Source organism: Rheinheimera sp. WS51, from assembly GCF_050936095.1.
Lineage (GTDB): Bacteria > Pseudomonadota > Gammaproteobacteria > Enterobacterales > Alteromonadaceae > Alishewanella.
In genome coordinates this window covers 206,683-229,614 of record NZ_JBOTRC010000003.1, presented here as the reverse complement: position 1 = coordinate 229,614, position 22,932 = coordinate 206,683, and the positions used below count along the sequence as shown (strand labels likewise).

Sequence of the window (22,932 nt, the reverse complement as noted above, 5' to 3'; positions counted from 1 at the left end):
TTGTACTTAAGCTGGCAAAATGTGCGCGGATTCTAGCAAATTAGCCTGCTGCAAGCTACCAACTAGACTGGTAAACCTTCTCTATAAAATGCTTTACCACCACATTGTTGGCACGGCAATAGCTGTGCGGGGTGAGTATAATCAACATGGGTTAAACAATTAATGCAACGATAACGTGCCATTGCAACGTCTTCTCCTTGTTGATAAATCCCATTATGCGCAAAGTCTTGCTGCAGCTCCTGCCATTCAATTTGACTTTTATCAGTAATATAACTTAGCTCTTGCCATAACGCCTCAGGCCAAAGAGCCGGCACGTCGCTGCTAGCTAACTCTTTGTCATCGCTTGATTGTTGTTCTTGCCACTGTCTTTTTAGCGTTTCAACAAACAGCTGAGTTTCATAAGCGGTTAAATCTCGCCCTGCTTCAATATAAGCTTTTAATTGCTCCACAAAGTGAACCATATTGTTAAGTTGCTGCTGCTCGGCTTGTTGTAAGGTATCAGTGAAATCAGCCAGCCACTGCTGATAGCGCTGTTTAAGATTAGCCATCCCTAACTCCTATGACGAATAAAGCTCTTCTACTATAGATATATAGCACAGCTAACAATAAAGACCTCCGTTAGACCTCTTAGCAGCAAAATAGATTTCATTTCCAGCCAGTATGCCGTTCTTGTTGTAAATAGCCAGCTGCGGTATGCTATAGCCACTTTTTCGCTGTTATAACTACAGCAGTATTAACCCCATTTTCTGGATGACCTTAATGCAAGAACAATACAACCCGCAGCAAATTGAAACCAGCCTGCAGCAAGAGTGGGAACAAACCCAAGCGTTTAAAGTGGTAGAAGACCAAACTAAAGAAAAATTTTACTGCTTGTCTATGTTTCCTTACCCAAGCGGACGCCTGCATATGGGCCATGTGCGTAACTACACTATTGGTGATGTTGTTAGCCGCTTCCAGCGCATGCAAGGTAAAAATGTTATGCAGCCTATGGGTTGGGATGCCTTTGGTTTACCAGCAGAAAACGCAGCCATTAACAATAAAACCGCGCCAGCTAAGTGGACTTACGAAAATATAGACTATATGCGCAATCAGCTAAAACGCTTAGGTTTTGGTTATGATTGGGATCGTGAGTTTGCCACTTGTCAGCCAGAGTATTACAAGTGGGAACAATGGTTCTTCACTAAGCTATACGAAAAAGGCTTAGTTTATAAAAAAATGGCCACAGTAAACTGGGATCCGGTTGATCAATGCGTTTTAGCAAACGAGCAAGTAATAGATGGCCGGGGTTGGCGCTCGGGTGCCTTAGTAGAACAACGCGAATTAGCGCAATGGTTTATAAAAATTACCGCTTATGCCGAAGAGCTTTTAACTGATCTCGATCAGCTAGACGGCTGGCCAGAGCAAGTAAAAACCATGCAGAAAAACTGGATTGGCCGCTCTGAAGGCGTTGAAATTCATTTTGATATTGCCAACAGTGATCAGCAGTTATCTGTTTATACCACCCGTCCAGATACGTTATATGGTGTCACTTATGTTGCCGTTGCCGCCCAGCATCCGCTGGCATTAGCTGCGGCAGAAAATAACCCTGAATTAGCGGCCTTTATTGCCGACTGTAAAGGTGGCAAGTTAGCCGAAGCTGAACTGGCTACTTTAGATAAAAAAGGCTGTGCAACGGGTATCTTTGCTATTCATCCTTTAACCGGTGAACAAGTGCCTGTTTGGGTTGCTAACTTTGTATTAATGGACTACGGCTCTGGCGCAGTTATGTCTGTGCCCGCCCATGACCAACGTGACTATGAGTTTGCAAGTAAATATGGCTTACCTATTAAGCAAGTTATTACCGCCGCAGATAACAGCGCAACAGATATCAGCAATGAAGCCTATACTGAGCACGGTATTTTAATTAACTCAGCTGAATTTAATGGTTTAGATTTCGAGCAAGCCTTTAGCGCTATTGCCGCTAAGCTAAAAGCGGATAATCGTGGCGAAGTAAAAGTTAACTACCGCTTACGTGATTGGGGCGTGTCGCGCCAGCGTTATTGGGGCACACCTATTCCCATGCTTAATTTAGCAGATGGCACTCAAGTGCCTGTGCCTGAAGACCAACTACCGGTTCGTTTACCTGAAGATGTCGTGATGGATGGCGTAACCTCGCCTATTAAATCTGATCCTGAGTGGGCTAAAACCAGCTATAACGGTATGGAAGCCTTCCATGAAACAGATACCTTCGACACCTTTATGGAGTCTAGCTGGTACTACGCTCGCTACTGTAGCCCAAATAGTGATGATGTTATGCTGGATCCAAGCAAAGCCAATTACTGGTTACCAGTTGACCAATATATCGGTGGCATTGAGCATGCCATTTTGCATTTATTATACGCCCGCTTCTTCCACAAACTATTGCGTGATGTCGGCTTAGTTAACTCTGATGAGCCATTTAAGCAGTTGTTATGTCAAGGCATGGTGCTAGCAGAAACCTTCTACCGTGAAACGGAAAATGGCGGTAAAGAGTGGTTCTCACCGCAAGATATTACAATAGAGCGTGATGAAAAAGGCCGTATCACATCAGCAATACATACTCGTGATGGCAAGCCGGTTATTTCTGCTGGCATGAGTAAGATGTCAAAATCGAAAAATAACGGTATTGATCCGCAAAAGGTTATCGACCAATACGGTGCCGATACTGTGCGTTTATTTATGATGTTTACCGCACCACCAGAGCAAACACTAGAATGGTCTGATTCAGCTGTAGAAGGCTCACATCGTTTTATCAAGCGTATCTATGCTTTAGTTACACACTTTATTGAGTCAGGTTCTGTTGGCCAACTTGATCTAACGGCTCTGACCCAAGAGCAAAAAGTATTACGTCGTGAGCTACATAAAACCATTGCTAAAGTCTCTGACGACATTGGCCGTCGCTATACTTTTAATACTGCCATTGCTGCTGTAATGGAGTTATCGAACAAGCTACATAAAGCCAGTTTAGCGACAGAACAAGACCGTGCTGTTATGCAAGAAGCTTTATTAGCAACCTTGCAAATGCTAAACCCAATGATCCCGCATGTGGCTCAATATTTATGGAAAAAACTAGGTCAAACACAACTTATAGAGCAAAGCCAATGGCCAGTCGCTGATCCTAAAGCTTTAGTTGAAGATGAAAAATTAGTTGTGGTGCAAGTTAACGGTAAAGTACGAGGTAAAGTAACCGTTGCAGCCGATGCTGATCAAGACACCGTCTTAAACACAGCTAAAGCCGAAGATAACGTGAGTCGTTATTTAGAGGGAGCGACTTTGCGTAAAGTGATCTATGTACCAGGTAAATTACTTAACTTGGTGGTCGGCTAACATGGCACGCAGTTTAGGCTTGTTCATTCTCGTTAGCAGTGTACTGCTAACGAGTTGCGGCTTCCACTTACGCGGCAATTTGCCGCTAAGCCATTTTCCCGCTATGTATATTCAAAGTGAACGTCACTCCGAGCTAGCGCAGTTAGTCAGTGCTAAGTTACAGCATAACAAAGTGCAATTACTGGATAATTTACAGCAAGATGCACCTATGTTACAGCTGGTGAGTGACTCACTGGAACGACGTACTTTGTCTTTATTTCCTAATGGCCAAGTAGCCGAGTATGAACTTATTTACAAAGTAAGCTATGCCTTAACCATGCCTAAGGCTGAGCCACAGTTTTATCAATTCGAATTATACCGTGACTACCAAGATGACCCAAACCAAGCTTTAGCAAAAGCCAAAGAGTTAGATCTGATGTTAGGCGAACTGCGTGAGCAAGCGGCTAATCGTATTATTCGTCAACTATCGCGGCTACATTAATGCTAAAGCTATACGCTAATCAATTACCCGCACATTTACAGCAACCCCTAGCGGGTTGCTATTTAATTTTTGGAGAAGAGCCTTTACAAAAATTAGAGGCTATAGACGCTGTACGCTTGGCCGCTAAACAGCAAGGCTTTTCTGAGCGGATAAGCTTAACCGCAGACAACCAATTTGATTGGCAAGAACTAGAGTCAGAGCTCAATGCGATGTCACTCTTTGCTGAGCGGCGCTTAATTGAACTAGACTTAGTCCAGCAAAAATTAAGCACAACAGCCAATGACTGTTTAAAGCGACTGCCTAATTTATTAAACCCCGATATCGTCTTATTAATTCACGGCGAGCGTGGGCTTAACGATGTCAGTAAATTAGTCTGGTTTAAGCAGTTACAAGCACAAGCCGTTCAAGTCGGCATTTATCAGTTAGATGATAAACAAAGCCTACAATGGCTGAATCAACGTGCCCGTCAGTTACAGTTACAGCTAACACCCGATGCTATCGCCCTGTTACAACACCACTGCGCCAGTAACTTGCTAGCAGCAAGGCAAGAGCTTGAAAAGCTCGCCTTAAGCGATATCAAACAAACCATTGACGCTACAACCTTAGAGCAATTTTTAGCTGATCATTCTCATTTTACCGTATTTCAATTAGTCGATGCCGTATTAGCGGGCCAAGCTGAAGAAGCCCTACACCGGTTGCAGCGTTTACAACAACAAGATATAGAGCCAATTATTATTGCTTGGCAGTTACAAAAAGAAGTGCAGCAATTACAACTATTACAGCAAAGCAAGCAACCGCTTAACCAAACATTTAAACAGTTAGCTATTTGGCCTAAGCGTCAGCCGCAATATCAAAAAGCCTTGGCACGGCTTTCACCTAAATGGCTAGATTTTTTATTATTAGAGTTAGCCGCTTTTGATCGTTTATATAAAAGTGGCCAGCTTAATAACACCAACATAGCACTAACCCATCTAGTGTTATTATTTATCACACCGGTAGCTAAGCACTATAGCTTACAACAGGCACAATATGACTAAGCAGATTAACCTGCTCGGCGGTACCTTTGATCCAATACACTTGGGCCATATTAGTATCGCCAGAGCCGTAGCAAAAGAATGTCAGTTACAGCAAGTCGACTTAATGCCCTGTCATCTGCCACCACATAGGCAAAGCCCAGGTGTTAGTGCTGAACACCGATTAAATATGGTTAAGCTAGCAACGGCCCCCTATCCAGAGCTAGGGGTGCAAAGTATGGAGTTACACCGTAGCTCACTATCATATACAGCAGAAACCGTAAGGCTACTCCATCAACAATACCCTAGCGCCCATATCAACTTAATTATTGGTATGGACTCACTAAGCCGTTTTTGCAGTTGGCATCAATGGCAAACTATTCTTGAGCAAGCCAATCTTATTGTCTGTAGGCGCCCAGGTTATAGTGTAGAACAAGGCGATGCCCCTAAGCTTATCAGCCAGTATACCTGTGATTCATTAGAAAAATTACAGCAGCAGCGTTATGGCCAAATTTGGCTTAGCCGCAATGCAATGGTGCCTATTTCAGCCACAGAGTTACGCTTAGCATTACAACAAAAACAAATTGTTCAGCAGTGGATTACGCCTGATGTACTAGCCTATATTCAACAACATAACTTGTATCAACAAGTAAACTAATTAGGATTACTATCCTATAACAGATCCACTTAGGCTTTTTATGTTAAAATGCCTGCTTAAATATAAAATGAGGAATTAGGGTGGAAACCAGCGAGTTATTAAGTTTTATTATCGACAAAGCCGATGATATGAAAGGCAAAGATATTGTTACCTTAGATGTAAGAGATAAATCGACAGTGACTGATTATATGGTGGTATGTTCGGGAACTTCTACTCGTCATACAAAGTCTATTGCTAACCATATTGCCAATGAAATGAAAAAATTGGATATCCAAGCCCTAGGCATTGAAGGTCAAACCTCAGGTGATTGGGTGTTATTAGATATGGGCAGTGTTGTTGTACATGTCATGATTGAAGAAATGCGTGATCATTATCAACTCGAAAAACTGTGGGACGCTTAATTTAGCATGAAGTTAACTATTATTGCCGTTGGCAGTAAAATGCCGTCTTGGGTTCAGCAAGGCTACGAAGAATATGCGCGGCGCTTTACTCGAGATATGCCACTGGAGTTAATAGAAATACCAGCGGGAAAACGGGGTAAAAATGCGGATATTAAACGGATCTTAGAGCAAGAAGGTGACAAAATGCTGGCCGCAGTAGGTAAAGGCAGCAAAATTGTCACACTTGAAGTCACAGGTCATAATTGGAGTAGCCCACAACTTGCCAGTAAACTGGTGGAGTGGCAGCATGATGGCCGAGATATTTGTTTATTAGTCGGTGGGCCCGAAGGTTTATCAGCTAAGTGTATAGCGGCAAGTGAAGAAAAATGGTCATTATCGGCGCTCACTTTGCCCCACCCTATGGTTAGGGTTGTGTTAGCTGAAAGCTTATACCGTGCTTGGAGCATTAGTACTAACCACCCCTATCATCGCGAGTAAAGATGTTAAAAAAGCGCGTTGCGATAAAAGATCTTGCTGCTGAAGCTCGTTTGTTTAATCAACGAGCTATCGTTGCCATTGTTTTAGTCTGTTTATTATTTCTTATTGTTATTTATAACCAATACCAGCTACAAATAGTTTCTTATCAAGATTACCAAACTCGCTCTGAAGGCAATCGAATTAAAGTTGTGCCTATGGCACCTAACCGCGGCCTTATTTATGATCGCAGCGGAATTTTATTAGCAGAAAACCGCCCCGTTTATTCATTAGAGTTAGTACCAGAGCAAATCAAAGATATGCCCGCCACCTTGGAAAAGCTCGCGGCCTTAATAGACATTAGCGAAGAGCAACAACAAAGCTTTTTACAGCAAGTTAAGCAACAACGGCGCTTTAATAGCATAGCCCTTAAAGAATTACTTGACGACCATGAAGTAGCCATACTTGCTGCCAACCAACATCGCTTTCGTGGTGTCTCAGTTGAAGCGCGTTTAAGCCGTTATTATCCCTTTGCCGATTTATTTACCCATGCCATAGGTTATATCGGTAAAATAAATCGAAAAGAATTACAACAGCTTGAAGATGCCGGTGAACTAGCGAATTATGCAGCAAGTCGTGAAATTGGCAAAATAGGCCTTGAGCGTTATTATCAGCAACAACTGCACGGCACTATGGGCTATCAAGAAGTTGAGGTGAATAACCGAGGCCGCACCATACGGGTGCTCCGCTCTGTGCCTGCGGTATCAGGACAAAATATCCAACTAGGCTTAGATGTCGGCTTACAATTAACGGCACAGCAAGTTTTAAAAGATTACCGTGGTGCTATAGTCGCCTTAGACCCTCGCGATGGCGCTGTACTAGCCTTCTATAGCAACCCAAGTTATGACCCCAACTTATTTGTACGTGGTATTAGCAGCAAAAATTATAATCAATTACTAAACTCGCGTGATCGCCCGTTAATAAACCGAGTGACTCAGGGGGTTTATCCGCCTGCATCAACAGTTAAACCGCATTTAGCCTTACTCGGGCTAGAAAGTAATACCATAACTAAAAGTACTAAAATCTGGGATCCGGGTTTTTATACCTTACCCAATAGTGACCATAGGTTTCGCGATCACTTACGCTGGGGCCATGGTTGGGTAGATTTATACACCGCAATGATGAAAAGTTGTGATACCTACTTTTATGATCTAGGCGTAAAACTGGGCATAGATCGCATCTCAGAATATATGCGCAAAATGGGCTTCGGGGAAAAAACAGGTATCGATATACTAGAAGAAAGTAGCGCTAATATGCCATCAAGAGGCTGGAAACGCGCTCGTTATAATCAGCCTTGGTACCCGGGTGACACTGTCCCTCTGAGTATTGGCCAAAGCTATTGGACCAGCACCCCGTTGCAATTAACTCTGGCAACATCCGTTTTATTAAACAAAGGCCAATTGGCTACGCCACATCTTGTTACGGCTTTTACAACTGATGAAACTTCTATAGCTAACTCGCCGCCATTAATTCCCAGCATAGAGGTTATCAATAGCGCTAACTGGGATACGGTAATGGACACTATGCATAAAACCGTCAGTGATATTGGCGGCACCGCTCATCGCGCCTTTATTGGCGCAGACTACCAAGCGGCAGGTAAAACAGGGACCGCTCAGGTGGTTAATATTGGTCAAGATGAAAAATATGATGCCGAAGCAATAGATGAACGGCTACGTGATAATGCCATGTACGTTGGTTACGCCCCTTATGATAACCCCAGTATTGTTATTGTCGTGGCGTTAGAAAATGCCGGTGGCGGCGGAAGCATGGCGGCACCTATGGCACGGCAAATTCTCGATTATTATTTCTCGGCCGAGGTAAATAAAAATGACTGAGCATTTTAGGCATGCAGCTAAACCTACCTTAGCCTCACGGTTTCATATCGACCTACCGCTGTTATTAGGTTTATTTGTATTGATGGGGTATGGCCTAGTTGTACTTTATAGCGCTTCTGGTCAGGAATTCAGCATGATAAAAGCGCAGCTTATTCGTCTAACCGTCGCTTTAATAACAATGATTATCTTTGCGCAAATAAAACCGCAAACTTTAATGCGCTGGTCATTTCCGGTATTTCTATTTGGCCTTTGCTTATTAGTCGCAGTTTTACTATTTGGTCACGTTGGTAAAGGCGCACAGCGCTGGTTAGATTTAGGTTTTATGAAGTTTCAACCCTCAGAGATCATGAAGTTAGCCGTTCCTATGGCGGTAGCTTGGTTTATTTCGTCACATAGCTTGCCACCAACATTACGTCACCTAGCAGGCGGATTCTTAATGTGCTTAATCCCCACCTTATTAATTGCCAAACAACCCGACTTAGGCACCTCTATTTTAATAGCAACAGCGGGGGTTTGTGTGTTGTTTTTAGCCGGAGTAAGTTGGCGACTTATTGCTGCTGTCTCTGCTGCTATAGCCGCGTTCGTTCCCATATTATGGATATTTTTAATGCGCGATTATCAGCGACAAAGGGTGCTGACTTTTTTAAACCCAGAAAGTGACCCGCTTGGCTCTGGCTATCATATTATTCAATCTAAAATTGCTATTGGCTCCGGAGGGCTTGAAGGAAAAGGCTGGCTACAAGGAACTCAATCTCAACTAGAGTTTTTACCCGAGCGACATACTGACTTTATTTTTTCAGTACTCAGCGAAGAGTTTGGCTTAATCGGTGTACTTATATTAATTAGTATTTATTTGTTTATTATTGGTCGCTGTTTAATTATTGCCAGTCGAGCACAAGAAAGTTATGGCAAATTAGTTGCCGGTAGCTTCACATTAACGTTTTTTGTCTATGTTTTTGTTAACATAGGCATGGTATCCGGATTATTGCCGGTTGTGGGTGTCCCTTTACCCTTAGTCAGTTATGGTGGCACCTCAATGGTTACCTTAATGGCAGCGTTTGGTGTCATTATGTCAGTAGGCACCCATAAAAGAATGTTGGCGGCTTTATAGTGAGAACAATGCAACTGTTTTATATTTTAGTCATTTTATCTGTATTAACAGCATGCTCTAGCCAGCCTAAGCATGGTTCGAAGCAGGATGCCCCTAATGCCGGCCGCTATCAGCAAGCAACTGATAGCATACCTGATCGTCTGCCTACGTTATTAGAAATGACCGATCCTACACCACAGACAGAACAACTGAGCCGAGGTGGCAATAAGCCTTACCAATTATTTGGCCAACATTACACACCTTTAGTGCAAGCCCTTGAGCATAAAGAGAATGGTATAGCATCTTGGTATGGTAATAAGTTTCATGGCCACTTAACCTCTAATGGTGAGGTATATAATATGTTTGCAATGACAGCAGCACATAAAACCCTGCCCTTGCCTTCTTATGTTAAAGTGACTAATTTAGACAATATGAAAACAGCGATAGTACGAGTCAATGATCGTGGTCCTTTTCACCGAGACAGAATTATAGACTTATCATACTCAGCTGCACATAAACTAGACATGCTAAAACAAGGTACAGCAAGAGTTCAGTTAGAATTATTACAATCGCCAGCCATGCATGCTGCAACGCAAGCGCCTGAACATTGTTATATCCAAATATTTGCAAGTGCTGACAGCAATAAATTAAATCAATTACAGCATCAGCTTAAACAGCAGCAGCTACCCAGTGAAATTCGGCCTGCCGCAGGAGTTTATCGCTTATTAGTTGGGCCTACTGCAGATAAGCAGCAGGCTCAACAGTGGCTGCAGCAATTGCGTCGTAGTGACTACCCTAGTGCCTATTTTTTTGATAGCCACTTATGTAGTTAACTTCGCCACCCCTTTCATTATTTATTAAAAGAACAGGTATTATGAATAGTTATAGTCACCTTTTTACTGTCGCCGCTATTTCTATAGCAAGTGCAAGCATCAGCTTGCCAGTGTTAGCGCAAACCATGATCCCACAAGCGCCAGAAGTGGCAGCTAAAGGACATATTTTAATTGATTTTGATACGCAAAAAGTTTTATCAGAATCAAATGCTGATGCTTCTCTAGCGCCAGCAAGTTTAACCAAAATGATGACCAGCTATGTTATTGGTACCGAATTAAAAAAAGGTAACATTGCTAACGATGATATGGTGACTGTTAGCGAAAAAGCTTGGGCTAAAAACTTCCCAGGCTCATCGTTAATGTTTATCGAAGTAGGCACCCAAGTTTCCGTTGCAGACTTAAACCGTGGAATTATTATTCAGTCGGGTAATGATGCTTGTGTTGCAATGGCAGAGCATATTGCCGGTAGCGAAGAGGCCTTTGTCGACTTAATGAATGCGCATGCCCAACGTTTAGGTATGCATAATAGCCACTTTGGTAATAGCCACGGCTTGCCAACCGCTGAGCATTACACTACACCACGCGATATGGCTATTCTAGCTGCAGCTTTAATCCGCGATGTACCTGAAGAGTACGCTATTTATGCCGAAAAAGAATTCACCTATAACAATATTAAACAATATAACCGTAACTCTTTATTATGGGATCGCAGCTTAGATGTTGATGGCATTAAAACTGGCCATACTAATGAAGCGGGCTATAGTTTAATAACTTCGGCAACCCGTGATGGTATGCGTTTGGTGTCAGTGGTAATGGGTACGGCAAATGAAAGAGCTCGCCAAACTGAAAATAAAAAGCTGCTAACCTATGGTTTTCGCTTTTTTGAAACCATCACAGCTTATCAAGCCGGTGAAGTTTTTGCTCAGCCGCGAATTTGGCAAGGCGATAAAGAAAATATTCAATTAGGTATTTTAAATCCAGTTCAATTAACATTACCGCGCGGCCAACGTAAAAACCTCAAAGCCGATTTCACCTTGAATCAGCAATTGCTAGCCCCCATAACTAAAGGCCAGCAAGTAGGTACTATTTATTTAAAACTGAACAATGAAGATGTTGCAACTTATCCTTTAGTGGCACTAGAAGATGTTGCTAAAGGTGGCTTCTTTAGCCGAATGATTGATTACATTAAAATGCAGTTTGAATAAACAACAGAAATTATCAGTAAAACAATAACCTGATAACGTTATCTTTCTGGATCCCGGCTTTTGCCGGGATCTTTATTATAACTAACATTAAAAGTGGTATTTAGTTAACCACTTTTAGGCGCAGAGAAATAAACATGAGTAAAATTGTTAAAGATACTAAGTTTGATGAATATTTAGACTTTCCCTGCCACTTTAACTTTAAAGTACTCGGTGTAGCCGATGACCAATTAGTCGATTTAGTGATGGATGTTATTCGTCAACACACCGATGCAGGTGATTACAGCCCTCAGGTTAAGCCAAGCAGTAAAGGTAATTACCACTCAGTTTCGGTTAAAGTGACGGTAACCAGTAAAGATCATATCGAGCTACTGTATACTGAACTTGGCAAAATTGACTTGGTTCGTTACGTTTTATAACCAACACTTTGGTTAGCACTGTTCGTATTCGGGCTATAACACGGTATAATGCCGGCAATTTCCACCGAATGGGTTAGGCTTGTGTCCAGCGACAGCATCTGTAACGAATTAGTCATTAGAGAATTGGGCTTAGCATGCTATACCGATGTATGGCATGCTATGCAAAACTTTACTGATCAACGCGATGCCCAAACACGGGATCAGCTGTGGCTATTAGAACACCATCCGGTCTTTACGCAAGGCCAAGCAGGTAAAGCCGAGCATCTACTCTTTCCAGGGGATATCCCTGTTGTTAAAGTTGATCGAGGTGGCCAAGTTACTTATCACGGCCCCGGCCAACTAGTAGTCTATGTTCTGCTAGATTTAAAGCGGCGTAACCTTGGCGTAAGACAATTAGTCACACTTATCGAACAAGTATTGGTTCAACTGCTACAAAGTTATCAAATCAATGCTTATGCAAAAGCAGACGCTCCCGGTGTTTATGTCGACGAAGCAAAAATAGCGTCCTTAGGGCTAAGAGTCCGCAAAGGTTGCACCTTTCATGGTTTAGCGCTGAATGTTAATATGGATTTAACGCCATTTGCCCGCATTAATCCCTGTGGTTATGCCGGGATGCAAATGGTGCAATGTAAAGATTTAAACGGCCCACAAACCGTTGCAGAAGCTAAACAACGAATCGTGCAGTGTTTTCAGCAACAACTGCAGGTAACTAAGCTGCACCACACAACAGGGTTGAATTGGCAAAATGACTAAAACAGCACGCATGGAACCAGGCGTTAAATTACGCGACGCCGAAAAAATGGCCTTGATCCCGGTCAAGGTACTGCCTACTGAGCCAGAAGAAATGCTGCGCAAACCAGCATGGCTAAAAATAAAGCTACCTAAAAGCTCAGAGCGTATCGATCAAATTAAAGGCGCTATGCGTAAGCATGGTTTACATTCAGTTTGTGAAGAGGCTGCCTGCCCTAACTTAACTGAATGCTTTAACCACGGTACAGCAACCTTTATGATTCTAGGGGCAATTTGTACCCGACGTTGTCCTTTCTGTGATGTTGCCCACGGTCGTCCATTACCACCAAGCGCAGAAGAGCCAGAAAAATTAGCCCTAACTATTCGCGATATGGCGCTTAAATATGTTGTTATTACGTCGGTCGACCGCGATGACCTACGTGACGGTGGCGCTAAACACTTTGCTGACTGTATTGCCGCTATTCGTAAATACAACCCAGAAATAAAAATTGAAGTGTTAGTTCCTGACTTTCGGGGCCGTATGGACGCTGCGCTAGATATTTTAGTTGATACCCCACCAGATGTGTTTAACCATAATTTAGAAACAGCACCGCGTTTATATAAACTTGCCCGACCAGGTGCTGACTATAAATGGTCATTAACCTTATTAAAACGATTTAAAGCGGCTCACCCTTCTATTGCGACAAAATCAGGTTTAATGGTCGGTTTAGGCGAAACAACAGAAGAGCTAATCGAAGTTTTAAAAGACTTGCGGGCTCATGATGTTGATATGCTTACCGTTGGCCAATATTTACAACCTAGTAAGCACCATTTGCCGGTAAAACGCTATATGCCGCCAGCAGAATTTGATGAAATAAAACGGATTGCATACCAATTAGGCTTTAAACATGTGGCCAGTGGTCCTTTTGTTCGCTCAAGCTATCATGCTGATCGTCAAGCAGCCGGTGAAGAAGTTGTAAGCTACAGCATACCGAGCTAATTGAAGTCTAGACTTAACAAAGATAAAAAACGAACAGGGCTTTTCAAGATAATGCGCTATGCTATCTAATAGCAAGCTAGGTGGTACTATGAAAAAACGTCAGTTTAGTAGGATCAACTTTAATGGCATAGCGTATCTTGATATGGCCAGTTACAGCTGTCAGACCGAAGTGCTTAATTTATCATTAAAAGGCGCTTTAGTTAAAAGACCGCTTAACTGGCCTGTCGCGTTTCCCAATAAAATGCAATTACGCTTAGTACTTAACGACTATCCGATTCAGCTTAATATGCAGGTTAATGTTGCCCATCAAACCGAACAGGTTCTTGGCTTACATTGTCAGACTATAGATATTGAAAGCGCGAGCCATTTTAGACGCTTATTACAACTAAATTTAGGTGATGCTGATATGTTGGATTTGGAATTAAGCCAATTAGTGACTGATTACCAACCGTCTTTATAAGTTTATTGCTTGCTGAGCATCAGCATAACCTAATTCTGCGGCTTGTCGCATATAAGTACGCCATAAAATCCACTGTTTTTTCTGCCTAGCTAAATAAGCAAAATAATATTGCACCGGCATTATTTTCTCTGGCTGTTGCAACACTTTTTCAGCCAATAGCCAATAAACAGCAGGCATATCACTTTCATAAAAATGCATAGGGCTGATGGAATCAACAATACGGTAAGCTTGCACTCCGATAGCCGCACAAGTATCCACCTTAGTCAGGCTTATCTCAGCAGCAGCTAGCTGCCAATAATCCAGATACGCTGTTAGTTCCTTATTTAATACTATATTTGGATATAACTGATCTGTTAGGCAAACCTGTTCAGCACTTGGCAAGGCAAGCTTATATTCGTCAATAAAACCCAATAAATGGAAAAATTCATGGCGTAACAAGGCCAAAGTCGCATTTTCGGGTAACTGAATAATGCCATTGTTAAAACTAGCTTTACCGCGCCCTGCAATCACCGCGACTTGACTTACTGTAGTGGTATTAACCCAAGGTTGCAAAGCCTGATAATGACAGCTGATACGCTGCTCTGCTTGCTCAGAGCATTGTAATACTGTGCTATCAACAAGTTGTAGTGCAGAAAAGCAGACCGGCAAATTAGCTAGCATAGTATCTTGCTGCCACTGCTGACTAAGTTGCTGCCAGCGTTTCACTCCCGCTAACTGACTAGCAATAGGCTGTATCGTTACCGAGCAGCCCTTAGCGCTAATATAAGGCGATACACTAGGTAAGTTATCATCTTCTAACCAAAAGCCTAAGTCATGGCGTTGCTGCTCACTTATAGCATGCAGCTTTATTTCATTGCTGGCTATAAATTCTGCTAACCACTGAGCAGTTGCTAGTTTACCTTCTAATCGTTGCTGTAACTGTAAGGCATGCAGTAATGCCGTGTGATCACCTAGGCTTGCCGCCTGTTTAAACCAATGGATAGCCGCGGTAATTTCATTAGTCGATAAACGTTTTGCTGCCAGCGTATTTGCTGCCCTCTGATCAGTTTTAGCTTGTTGCATTAAGCTATTATCATCAGGCTCAGGTGTGGCTGCCGGCTGACAGCTAGATAAGAATAATAAGAAAAAAAAGCCAGCGAGCTGGCTTTTTTTCAATAAATTACAACGTATGAAGTTATAAGCTCGCATCTGATTGGTTTAACAGATCTGCATCACGAATTCTCGCTATTTCTAAACGTGCATAACGGTGCTCAACAAATTCAAACACATTGGTTGCAAGCACTTTTTTATAATAAATAAGAGCTTGGTCATCACGCTGCTGGCTGTGGTGCCATTTAGCTAAGTAAAAATAGACTTCGCATAGGCGCTCTGCTAGCTCTTTCTCAGAATTCAAATTGACAATGACCGAATTAAGCAACACTTGCTCAGTTATTGCACCACTGAAAAACGCCACTAAATTCGCCGACCATTCAGCTTTATTAACCGCTAATGCATTTTGCTTTAAGTGAATAAGGGCTTGCTCTGTAGAGATTTCAGATTCTGCTATAAATAACCACAACATGCGGTAAGCATCATTAGGCTTTAACTTTAAAAATGTTGAAAAGTCAGTGACGGCTAGTTCATTCAAACCATCATAATATAAGGCTATTCCCCGATTCAAATAGGCATATTGATGATCAGGATCTAACTCTAAAACAGAGTCAAAGGCTTCATAGGCTTGGTTAAACTCACCGGCAACCGTATGGTGGATACCTATAAAGTTATAAATATCGGAAAAATCAGGTTTTAAACGCAACGCTCTCATAAAATCTAAGCGTGCTAAAGATCGTAATCCAACACTGTCATACATAACACCGCGATCATAATACAGCTGAGCAACTTGCTCCTCTGTTAATTCAGCACGGTGTAAAATTTCAGTTAGCCTAGCTATTGCAAGTTCTGCACGACTAGAGACCATAAGCGGTTCAGGCTCTAACCAGCCTTGGCTGTTAGCACCATCTTGGCTATGGCTATTCGCGCAGCCTGTTAGCAAGGTAGCCAGCAGCGCCAAAGGCGCAAGCTGGCTTATATAGCTATTAAGCTTTATCTTCAGCATTTGCCGATTCTGCAGCTGGTTTAGCGTTAGCTTCTTTAATACTTAAGCGAACACGGCCTTGCTTATCTACTTCTAACACTTTAACCGCAACCTTCTGGCCAACTGTTAAATGCTCAGAGACGTTATTAACGCGCTCTTCAGAAATTTGTGAGATATGCACTAAGCCATCTTTACCTGGCAGTACGTTAACAAAGGCACCAAAGTCAACAATACGGACAACTTCACCTTCGTAGATAGTACCCACTTCAATTTCTGCTGTAATAGCATTGATTTTATCAATAGCAATTTGCGCAGCTTTAGCAGTAGTAGCAGCAATCTTTATGCTGCCATCATCTTCAAGTTCAATTGTACAGCCTGATTCTTCAGTGATTTGACGAATAACAGCACCACCTTTACCGATAACCTCACGAATTTTCTCAGGGTTAATCTTCATAGTGTAGATACGCGGCGCAAACTCTGACATTTCTTCACGGTGACCACTGATAGCTTGGTCCATTACGTTAAGAATATGCAAACGTGCAGCTTTTGCTTGTTTTAAAGCAATTTGCATAATTTCCTGGGTAATACCGTCAATTTTGATATCCATTTGTAAGGCAGTAATACCTTCAGTGGTGCCCGCTACTTTAAAGTCCATATCACCTAAGTGATCTTCATCACCTAAAATATCAGACAAGACAACAAAATCATCGCCTTCTTTCACTAAGCCCATAGCGATACCCGCTACGGATGCTTTAATTGGTACGCCAGCATCCATAAGTGCTAATGACGAACCACACACTGATGCCATAGAACTTGAACCATTTGATTCAGTAATTTCTGACACTATACGGATAGTGTATGGGAAATCATTAAAATCAGGCATTACCGCTTGCATACCGCGTTTTGCTAAACGACCGTGACCAATTTCACGACGCTTAGGCGAACCAATCATACCGGTTTCACCTACGCTGTACGGAGGGAAGTTGTAATGCAGCATAAAGGTATCTGTTTTAGCGCTTAATAAATCATCGACTGTTTGTGCATCACGTGCAGTACCTAAAGTTGCAGTAACTAAGGCTTGCGTTTCACCACGGGTAAATAATGAAGAACCATGAGTACGCGGTAAAACACCTGTCATTACGCTTAAACCACGAACCATTTCCGGATCACGGCCATCGATACGTGGCTCGCCTTTAGTAATGCGGCTTCGCACAACTTGGCTTTCTAAATTATGGAAGATATCAGAGACTTCTTGGCTATCTAAGCTTTCTTCTTCTGTTAACTCTGCCGTTAATTTTTCAATTAATGCAGTTTTAATTTCACCAATACGCTCATAGCGTTTTGCTTTTTCAGTAATGCGATAAGCATCACCGATATCGGCACTTGCTAGCTCAGCAATTTTAGCAATTAACGGCTCATTTTTAGCCGGTGCCTGCCAATCCCAAGCGGGTTTTGCTGCATCAGCAGCTAATTCTTTAATGCTATTGATTGCCACTTGCATTTGCTCATGACCATAAACAACAGCACCTAACATCACATCTTCAGATAATACGTTAGCTTCTGATTCAACCATTAATACTGCACCCGCAGTACCAGCAACAACTAGGTCTAATTTACTTGTCTTTAATTCATCTTCAGATGGGTTAATTACATACTGATCATTAATATAACCAACACGTGCTGCACCAACCGGACCGGCAAAAGGAAGGCCTGAAATGGCTAAAGCTGCAGAAGCACCAATTAAGGCAACGATATCTGGTTGAATTTCTGGTTGTACTGAAACCACAGTAGCAACAATCTGTACTTCGTTAATAAAACCTTCTGGGAATAATGGACGCAATGGACGGTCAATTAAACGTGCAGTTAAGGTTTCACCTTCTGATGGACGGCCTTCACGCTTAAAGAAACCACCGGGAATACGACCAGCGGCATACATTTTTTCTTGATAATTCACCGTTAGCGGGAAGAAATTTTGACCTGGCTTAGGTTCTTTTTTACCAACAACCGTCACTAATACTGAAGTATCACCTAAGCTTGCAAGTACTGCAGCGTCTGCTTGACGTGCTATTACGCCAGTTTCAAGGGTGAAAGTATGTTGACCGAAGGGGAATGATTTTACGATTGGAGTCACGTGTTTGTTTCCTTTACTTAATCGCCTAATTGCGATGTCTTATTTTTTATTTATTTCAGCACTAGTATACTCTGTAACCAATATTAAAAGATAGTTCCATTAAAACTAAACTTTTCATTAAATGATGTACATAATTATATTTCAGGCATAAAAAAGGGGCTAAAAGCCCCTTTTTTATCAATCAAACAGCTTATTAACGGCGTAAGCCTAAGCGTTTAATTAATGTTGCGTAACGGTCTTGGTCTTTACCTTTTAAGTAATCCAATAATTTACGACGCTGACTTACCATACGTAACAAACCACGACGTGAGTGGTGGTCATGTTTATGTTCAGAGAAGTGACCTTGCAAGTGAGTAATTGTTGCAGTTAATAAGGCAACTTGTACTTCTGGTGAACCTGTATCGCCTTCTTTAATTGCGTATTCAGCAACAATTTTTGCTTTTTCTGCAGCATTTAATGACATAGTAAACTCCAAATGTGAGTGAATTGAAATAGCTTGTCGCCGATCACTCATTCAGCTGACAATAATTAACCGCGGCATTTTAACAGTTGCAGCGCTTTTTACAATACGTTTTTATCAAGTTGCCGTATTCAATAAACGGCGCGAACTTAATACGCCATCAATAACTTGACCTATACCCAGAAACTGCCGACTTTCACTATATAATTTAATCGCAGCACAATCTGCTAGATCAGTAGTAAAATTTTGGCCATGTTGCACTTTTTTTTGCTCAGCGGCTGATACCACTAATTCAGATAAACCGACTAAACCTGCATCGACAGGCAGTAATAAGCCATCTACAGAACTAAAGTCTTTACTGTTATGACAAGGCAAGGTGACTTTCTCAATGGCGGCGACTGTATAGGCTTGCTCAATATCAAACGGGCCCACTTGAGTACGATGTAGCGCCGATACATGCGCACCACAGCCTAAGGCTTCGCCTAAATCGTCAATTAAGGTTCTAATATAGGTACCTTTACTGCAATGAACCACAAAGCGGGCGACCTCAGGGGTAAAGCTCACTAATTCAAAACGGTAGATACTAATTGGCCGCGCTTCTCTTGGCACCGTAATGCCCTGACGCGCATAGCGATACAAAGGCTGGCCTTGATATTTTAGCGCTGAGAACATAGTTGGCACTTGCTGAATATCACCACGAAATGCTTGCATAGCCTGTTCTAACATAGCTTGGTTATGTTGCACTGGCTTAGTGCTAATCACCTCACCTTCGGCATCACTGGTCGTGGTACGAATACCAAATTTAGCTTCTACCTGATAGGTTTTATCTGTATCTAACAAAAACTGGCTAAATTTAGTCGCCTCGCCAAAACATAATGGCAATAAACCCGATGCCATCGGATCTAAAGCCCCGGTATGGCCAGCTTTTTTCGCTTGATACAACCAGCGTACACGCTGCAAAATACCATTACTGCTGATATCTAACGGTTTGTCTAATAATAAGATGCCGTTAACGGAACGCGCATTACGACGAGCCATTAGTTTTTCGACTCATCACTATCAGAGTGCATATCAGTATCCGTGTCTTGATCCGTATTTAACTCAGCTTCAGCTTCATCTAGCGTTTGGCCTGAGTCTAAACGGCGCTTATCATCGTCACGACGGGCGTTAGCAACTAGAGTTGCCATACGGATCCCTTCATTCAGTGAGGCATCGTGGCTAAAACGAATATTAGGCACAATCCGTGACTGAATTCGCTTGCCAATAAGCTTACGCACAAAACCTGAAGCGTCATTGAGTATCTTTAAGTTGTCGGCCACTTTTTCATCTTCTAGACCTAAAAAAGTAACAAAGATTTTAGCGTGAGATAAGTCTCGTGACACTTCAACATCTGACACTGTGATCATAGTATGTAAACGCGGATCTTTAATTTCACGTTGTAAAATTACCGCCATCTCTTTTTTCATCTGTTGTGATAGACGATCAACGCGAGAAAATTCTTTACCCATAATAATTTATCCTAAACGAGTACTGAGACAAAACAGGGGCCAATTGGCCCCTGTTTTTTGTAACTAACAGCTTTGTTAGTTACAGGGTACGTTCTACTTGTACCACTTCAAAGACTTCTATCTGGTCGCCAGCGCGCACATCGTTGTAGTTCTTAACACCGATACCACACTCGTAACCATTACGAACTTCACTAACATCATCTTTAAAGCGACGTAATGATTCTAGCTCACCTTCATATATTACCACGTTATCACGTAATACGCGGATAGGTGCAGAGCGCTTAATAACACCCTCTGTTACCATACAACCCGCAACAGCACCAAATTTAGGCGAACGGAATACATCACGAACCTGAGCTAAACCAATAATCTCTTGTTTAAACTCTGGCGCTAACATACCTGTCATCGCTTGCTTAATTTCATCTAGCAGTTCATAGATAATACCGTAGTAACGTAAATCTAAACCTTCTTCATCAATCAGTTTACGCGCGGTACCGTCAGCACGAACGTTAAAGCCAATGATAATAGCCGATGAAGCCGCAGCTAAAGTCACGTCAGTTTCGGTAATACCACCTACACCACTACCGATAATTTTAACTTTAACTTCATCAGTAGACAGCTTCATCAATGACTCTATGATAGCTTCAACTGAACCTTGAACATCGGCTTTAAGCACGATATTAAGCTCAGAAACATCGCCTTCAGCCATGTTAGCAAACATATTTTCAAGTTTCGCTTTTTGCTGACGAGCCAGTTTAATATCGCGGAATTTACCCTGACGATATAAAGCAACTTCACGCGCTTTACGCTCATCTTTAACAACAGTCACTTCATCGCCTGCTTGAGGTACGCCAGATAAACCTAAGATTTCTACCGGAATAGAAGGACCTGCTGATTTAATTTCTTTACCATTTTCATCGCGCATTGCACGAACACGGCCATATTCAAAACCACAAAGTACGATTTCACCTTGCTTTAAGGTACCGTGTTGAACCAAGATTGAAGCAACTGGACCACGACCTTTATCTAGGCGTGATTCAATAACAACACCACGCGCCATACCATCGCGAACAGCGGTTAGCTCAAGCAATTCAGATTGGTTAAGTACGGCTTCAAGTAAGTCATCAATACCTGTACCTGCTTTAGCTGATACTTGAACAAACTGGGTATCACCGCCCCACTCTTCTGATATAACATCATATTGCGACAGTTCGTTACGTACACGATCTGGATCCGCTTCTGGTTTATCAATCTTGTTAACGGCAACAACAATTGGCACACCCGCTGCTTTCGCATGCTGAATGGCTTCTTTAGTCTGTGGCATCACACCATCGTCTGCCGCAACAACTAGGATAACGATATCCGTTGATTTAGCACCACGAGAACGCATTGAAGTAAAGGCTGCGTGACCAGGAGTATCTAGGAACGTTACAACACCACGTTCAGTTTCTACATGGTAAGCACCTATATGCTGAGTAATACCACCGGCTTCGCCTGAGGCTACTTTCGCTTTACGAATGTAGTCAAGTAACGATGTTTTACCATGGTCAACGTGACCCATAACAGTAACAACTGGCGCTCTAGCTTCAAGTTTACCTTCGCCTTCACGATCTGACATTACCGCTTCTTCTAACTCGTTTTCTTTGGTTAGAGTACATTTGTGACCCATTTCTTCACAAACAATAGCAGCAGTTTCTTGATCGATTACTTGGTTAATGGTCGCCATAGCGCCCATTTTCATCATCACTTTAATAACTTCAGAGGCTTTAACAGCCATCTTTGCGGCTAACTCAGCTACAGTGATTGTTTCGCCAATGCGAACTTCACGCTCTACAGGCTGGGCTGGCTTATTAAAACCATGCTGCATACTGGTAGGCGTTTTCTTTTTCTTAGAATGACGATTAGCGCGATTAAAGGCTTCTTTATCGTTAGCATCATCTTTCTTTTTATTTTTAGCAGGTGCTTTTTTACCAGCACCACGACGACCCGCGCGCTCTTCTTTAGCGTCTACTTCATCTTCTGCTTGTTTAGCAAATTCGTTGCTGGTTAAGTGATAATCATCACTTTCCACAGGTTTCTTTGCTTCTGCAGCCCAACGTTCGCTATTTTCTTCTGCTAATTTACGAGCAGCTTCTATTTGCTTTTTCGCATCTTCTTCAAGCTTGCGTAGCGCTTCAGCTTCTTGTTGCTGACGAATACGCTCAGCTTCTTTACGCGCTTCTTCTTTAGCCGCGCGACGTGCTGCTTCTTCAGGATCGTCTTTCACTTGCTGAGTCTGTTTAGCTTCTTCACGACGCTTAGCTTCTGCAGCTTTACGCTCGGCTTCTTCTTTTGCTTTTGCAGCTGCTGCTTCAGCTTTTGCTTTTTCAGCTTCTAACTTCGCTTTCTCAGCATCTGCTTGAGCTTGTTGCTCGGCAATACGTGCTTCTTCTTGGGCCTTTAATTCTGCTTCATCAAGCTGCGGCTTTTTAACAAAAGTACGCTGTTTACGTACTTCAACCGTAATTTCACGATTACGGCCACCACCACTTGCAACACTTAGGGTCGACTTTTCTTTACGTTGCAAGGTTAGACGAGACGGCTCTGCGCTACGTCCACCATGTTGCGCGCTTAAATGGTCTAATAAAGATTTCTTTTCATCTTCAGTTACCATTTGACCGGCGGCTTTTTTAATGCCCGCTTCAGCGAATTGTAGTACTAACCGATCAACAGTAGTACCGACATCACTGGCTAGTTTTTCTATAGTGACTTCTGCCATTTGTGTTGTTACCTCCGTTGAC

22 protein-coding genes are annotated in these 22,932 nt (G+C 42.4%); 14 read left to right on the top strand and 8 right to left on the bottom strand.

The window, feature by feature from the left end; translation table 11 throughout:
- Nucleotides 1-62: 62 nt before the first annotated feature.
- Nucleotides 63-548 (bottom strand): zinc ribbon-containing protein, encoded by a 486-nt coding sequence (locus ACRCA4_RS06505; RefSeq protein ID WP_433185839.1) that lies wholly within the window; start codon nucleotides 546-548, stop codon nucleotides 63-65.
- A 211-nt stretch (nucleotides 549-759) separates the two neighbouring features.
- Here ACRCA4_RS06505 and leuS point away from each other — a divergent pair, with 211 nt between their 5' ends.
- The 14 genes from leuS to ACRCA4_RS06435 all read left to right on the top strand — a co-directional run bounded on the left by leuS (nucleotide 760) and on the right by ACRCA4_RS06435 (nucleotide 13,979).
- Entirely contained in the window at nucleotides 760-3,345 is a 2,586-nt protein-coding gene (gene leuS, locus ACRCA4_RS06500; protein WP_433185836.1) for a leucine--tRNA ligase, read from the top strand.
- Nucleotide 3,346: 1 nt separating this feature from the next.
- Nucleotides 3,347-3,826 (top strand): LPS assembly lipoprotein LptE, encoded by a 480-nt coding sequence (lptE, locus tag ACRCA4_RS06495; RefSeq protein WP_433185833.1) that lies wholly within the window; start codon nucleotides 3,347-3,349, stop codon nucleotides 3,824-3,826.
- Nucleotides 3,826-4,863 (top strand): DNA polymerase III subunit delta, encoded by a 1,038-nt coding sequence (holA, locus tag ACRCA4_RS06490; protein WP_433185830.1) that lies wholly within the window; start codon nucleotides 3,826-3,828, stop codon nucleotides 4,861-4,863. The genes lptE and holA overlap by 1 nt, the downstream gene beginning before the upstream one ends.
- A complete protein-coding gene (gene nadD / locus ACRCA4_RS06485; protein ID WP_433185827.1) occupies nucleotides 4,856-5,497 on the top strand; it encodes a nicotinate-nucleotide adenylyltransferase in 642 nt (213 codons plus the stop codon). The genes holA and nadD overlap by 8 nt, the downstream gene beginning before the upstream one ends.
- 80 nt (nucleotides 5,498-5,577) lie before the next feature.
- Nucleotides 5,578-5,898, top strand: coding sequence for a ribosome silencing factor (rsfS, locus tag ACRCA4_RS06480; protein ID WP_433185824.1), 321 nt, complete (start codon nucleotides 5,578-5,580; stop codon nucleotides 5,896-5,898).
- Nucleotides 5,899-5,904: 6 nt separating this feature from the next.
- The gene (gene rlmH / locus ACRCA4_RS06475) at nucleotides 5,905-6,375 is read left to right on the top strand and encodes a 23S rRNA (pseudouridine(1915)-N(3))-methyltransferase RlmH (protein ID WP_433185822.1); all 471 of its coding nucleotides are present in this window, start codon (nucleotides 5,905-5,907) and stop codon (nucleotides 6,373-6,375) included.
- A gap of 2 nt (nucleotides 6,376-6,377) precedes the next feature.
- The gene (gene mrdA / locus ACRCA4_RS06470) at nucleotides 6,378-8,246 is read left to right on the top strand and encodes a penicillin-binding protein 2 (protein ID WP_433185819.1); all 1,869 of its coding nucleotides are present in this window, start codon (nucleotides 6,378-6,380) and stop codon (nucleotides 8,244-8,246) included.
- Entirely contained in the window at nucleotides 8,239-9,357 is a 1,119-nt protein-coding gene (gene rodA, locus ACRCA4_RS06465) for a rod shape-determining protein RodA (protein ID WP_433185817.1), read from the top strand. The genes mrdA and rodA overlap by 8 nt, the downstream gene beginning before the upstream one ends.
- An 8-nt stretch (nucleotides 9,358-9,365) precedes the next feature.
- Nucleotides 9,366-10,169 (top strand): septal ring lytic transglycosylase RlpA family protein, encoded by an 804-nt coding sequence (locus ACRCA4_RS06460; protein ID WP_433185815.1) that lies wholly within the window; start codon nucleotides 9,366-9,368, stop codon nucleotides 10,167-10,169.
- Between the two features lie 41 nt (nucleotides 10,170-10,210).
- Nucleotides 10,211-11,374, top strand: a complete 1,164-nt coding sequence (locus ACRCA4_RS06455; RefSeq protein WP_433185812.1) for a serine hydrolase — start codon at nucleotides 10,211-10,213, stop codon at nucleotides 11,372-11,374.
- Nucleotides 11,375-11,508: 134 nt separating this feature from the next.
- Nucleotides 11,509-11,790, top strand: a complete 282-nt coding sequence (gene ybeD, locus ACRCA4_RS06450; protein ID WP_433185809.1) for a DUF493 family protein YbeD — start codon at nucleotides 11,509-11,511, stop codon at nucleotides 11,788-11,790.
- A gap of 159 nt (nucleotides 11,791-11,949) precedes the next feature.
- A complete protein-coding gene (lipB, locus tag ACRCA4_RS06445; protein ID WP_433186012.1) occupies nucleotides 11,950-12,543 on the top strand; it encodes a lipoyl(octanoyl) transferase LipB in 594 nt (197 codons plus the stop codon).
- Nucleotides 12,536-13,519, top strand: a complete 984-nt coding sequence (lipA, locus tag ACRCA4_RS06440) for a lipoyl synthase (protein ID WP_433185806.1) — start codon at nucleotides 12,536-12,538, stop codon at nucleotides 13,517-13,519. The genes lipB and lipA overlap by 8 nt, the downstream gene beginning before the upstream one ends.
- An 88-nt stretch (nucleotides 13,520-13,607) precedes the next feature.
- A complete protein-coding gene (locus ACRCA4_RS06435) occupies nucleotides 13,608-13,979 on the top strand; it encodes a PilZ domain-containing protein (protein ID WP_433185804.1) in 372 nt (123 codons plus the stop codon).
- Here the strand turns inward: ACRCA4_RS06435 and ACRCA4_RS06430 are convergent.
- The 7 genes from ACRCA4_RS06430 to infB all read right to left on the bottom strand — a co-directional run bounded on the left by ACRCA4_RS06430 (nucleotide 13,974) and on the right by infB (nucleotide 22,910).
- Nucleotides 13,974-15,134: a hypothetical protein gene (locus ACRCA4_RS06430; RefSeq protein ID WP_433185801.1), complete on the bottom strand. Its 1,161-nt coding sequence runs from the start codon at nucleotides 15,132-15,134 to the stop codon at nucleotides 13,974-13,976. The genes ACRCA4_RS06435 and ACRCA4_RS06430 overlap by 6 nt on opposite strands.
- A 19-nt stretch (nucleotides 15,135-15,153) precedes the next feature.
- Complete coding sequence (nlpI, locus tag ACRCA4_RS06425) at nucleotides 15,154-16,074, bottom strand: lipoprotein NlpI (RefSeq protein ID WP_433185798.1); 921 nt, start codon at nucleotides 16,072-16,074, stop codon at nucleotides 15,154-15,156.
- Entirely contained in the window at nucleotides 16,055-18,184 is a 2,130-nt protein-coding gene (gene pnp, locus ACRCA4_RS06420) for a polyribonucleotide nucleotidyltransferase (RefSeq protein WP_433185796.1), read from the bottom strand. Before pnp ends, nlpI begins: the two co-directional genes overlap by 20 nt.
- A 193-nt stretch (nucleotides 18,185-18,377) precedes the next feature.
- Complete coding sequence (rpsO, locus tag ACRCA4_RS06415; RefSeq protein ID WP_433185793.1) at nucleotides 18,378-18,647, bottom strand: 30S ribosomal protein S15; 270 nt, start codon at nucleotides 18,645-18,647, stop codon at nucleotides 18,378-18,380.
- A 114-nt stretch (nucleotides 18,648-18,761) separates the two neighbouring features.
- On the bottom strand, nucleotides 18,762-19,682 hold the full coding sequence (gene truB, locus ACRCA4_RS06410) for a tRNA pseudouridine(55) synthase TruB (protein ID WP_433185790.1): 921 nt from the start codon (nucleotides 19,680-19,682) through the stop codon (nucleotides 18,762-18,764).
- Nucleotides 19,682-20,152, bottom strand: coding sequence for a 30S ribosome-binding factor RbfA (gene rbfA / locus ACRCA4_RS06405; protein WP_433185787.1), 471 nt, complete (start codon nucleotides 20,150-20,152; stop codon nucleotides 19,682-19,684). Before rbfA ends, truB begins: the two co-directional genes overlap by 1 nt.
- A 79-nt stretch (nucleotides 20,153-20,231) precedes the next feature.
- Complete coding sequence (gene infB / locus ACRCA4_RS06400; RefSeq protein WP_433185784.1) at nucleotides 20,232-22,910, bottom strand: translation initiation factor IF-2; 2,679 nt, start codon at nucleotides 22,908-22,910, stop codon at nucleotides 20,232-20,234.
- Nucleotides 22,911-22,932: the final 22 nt, after the last annotated feature.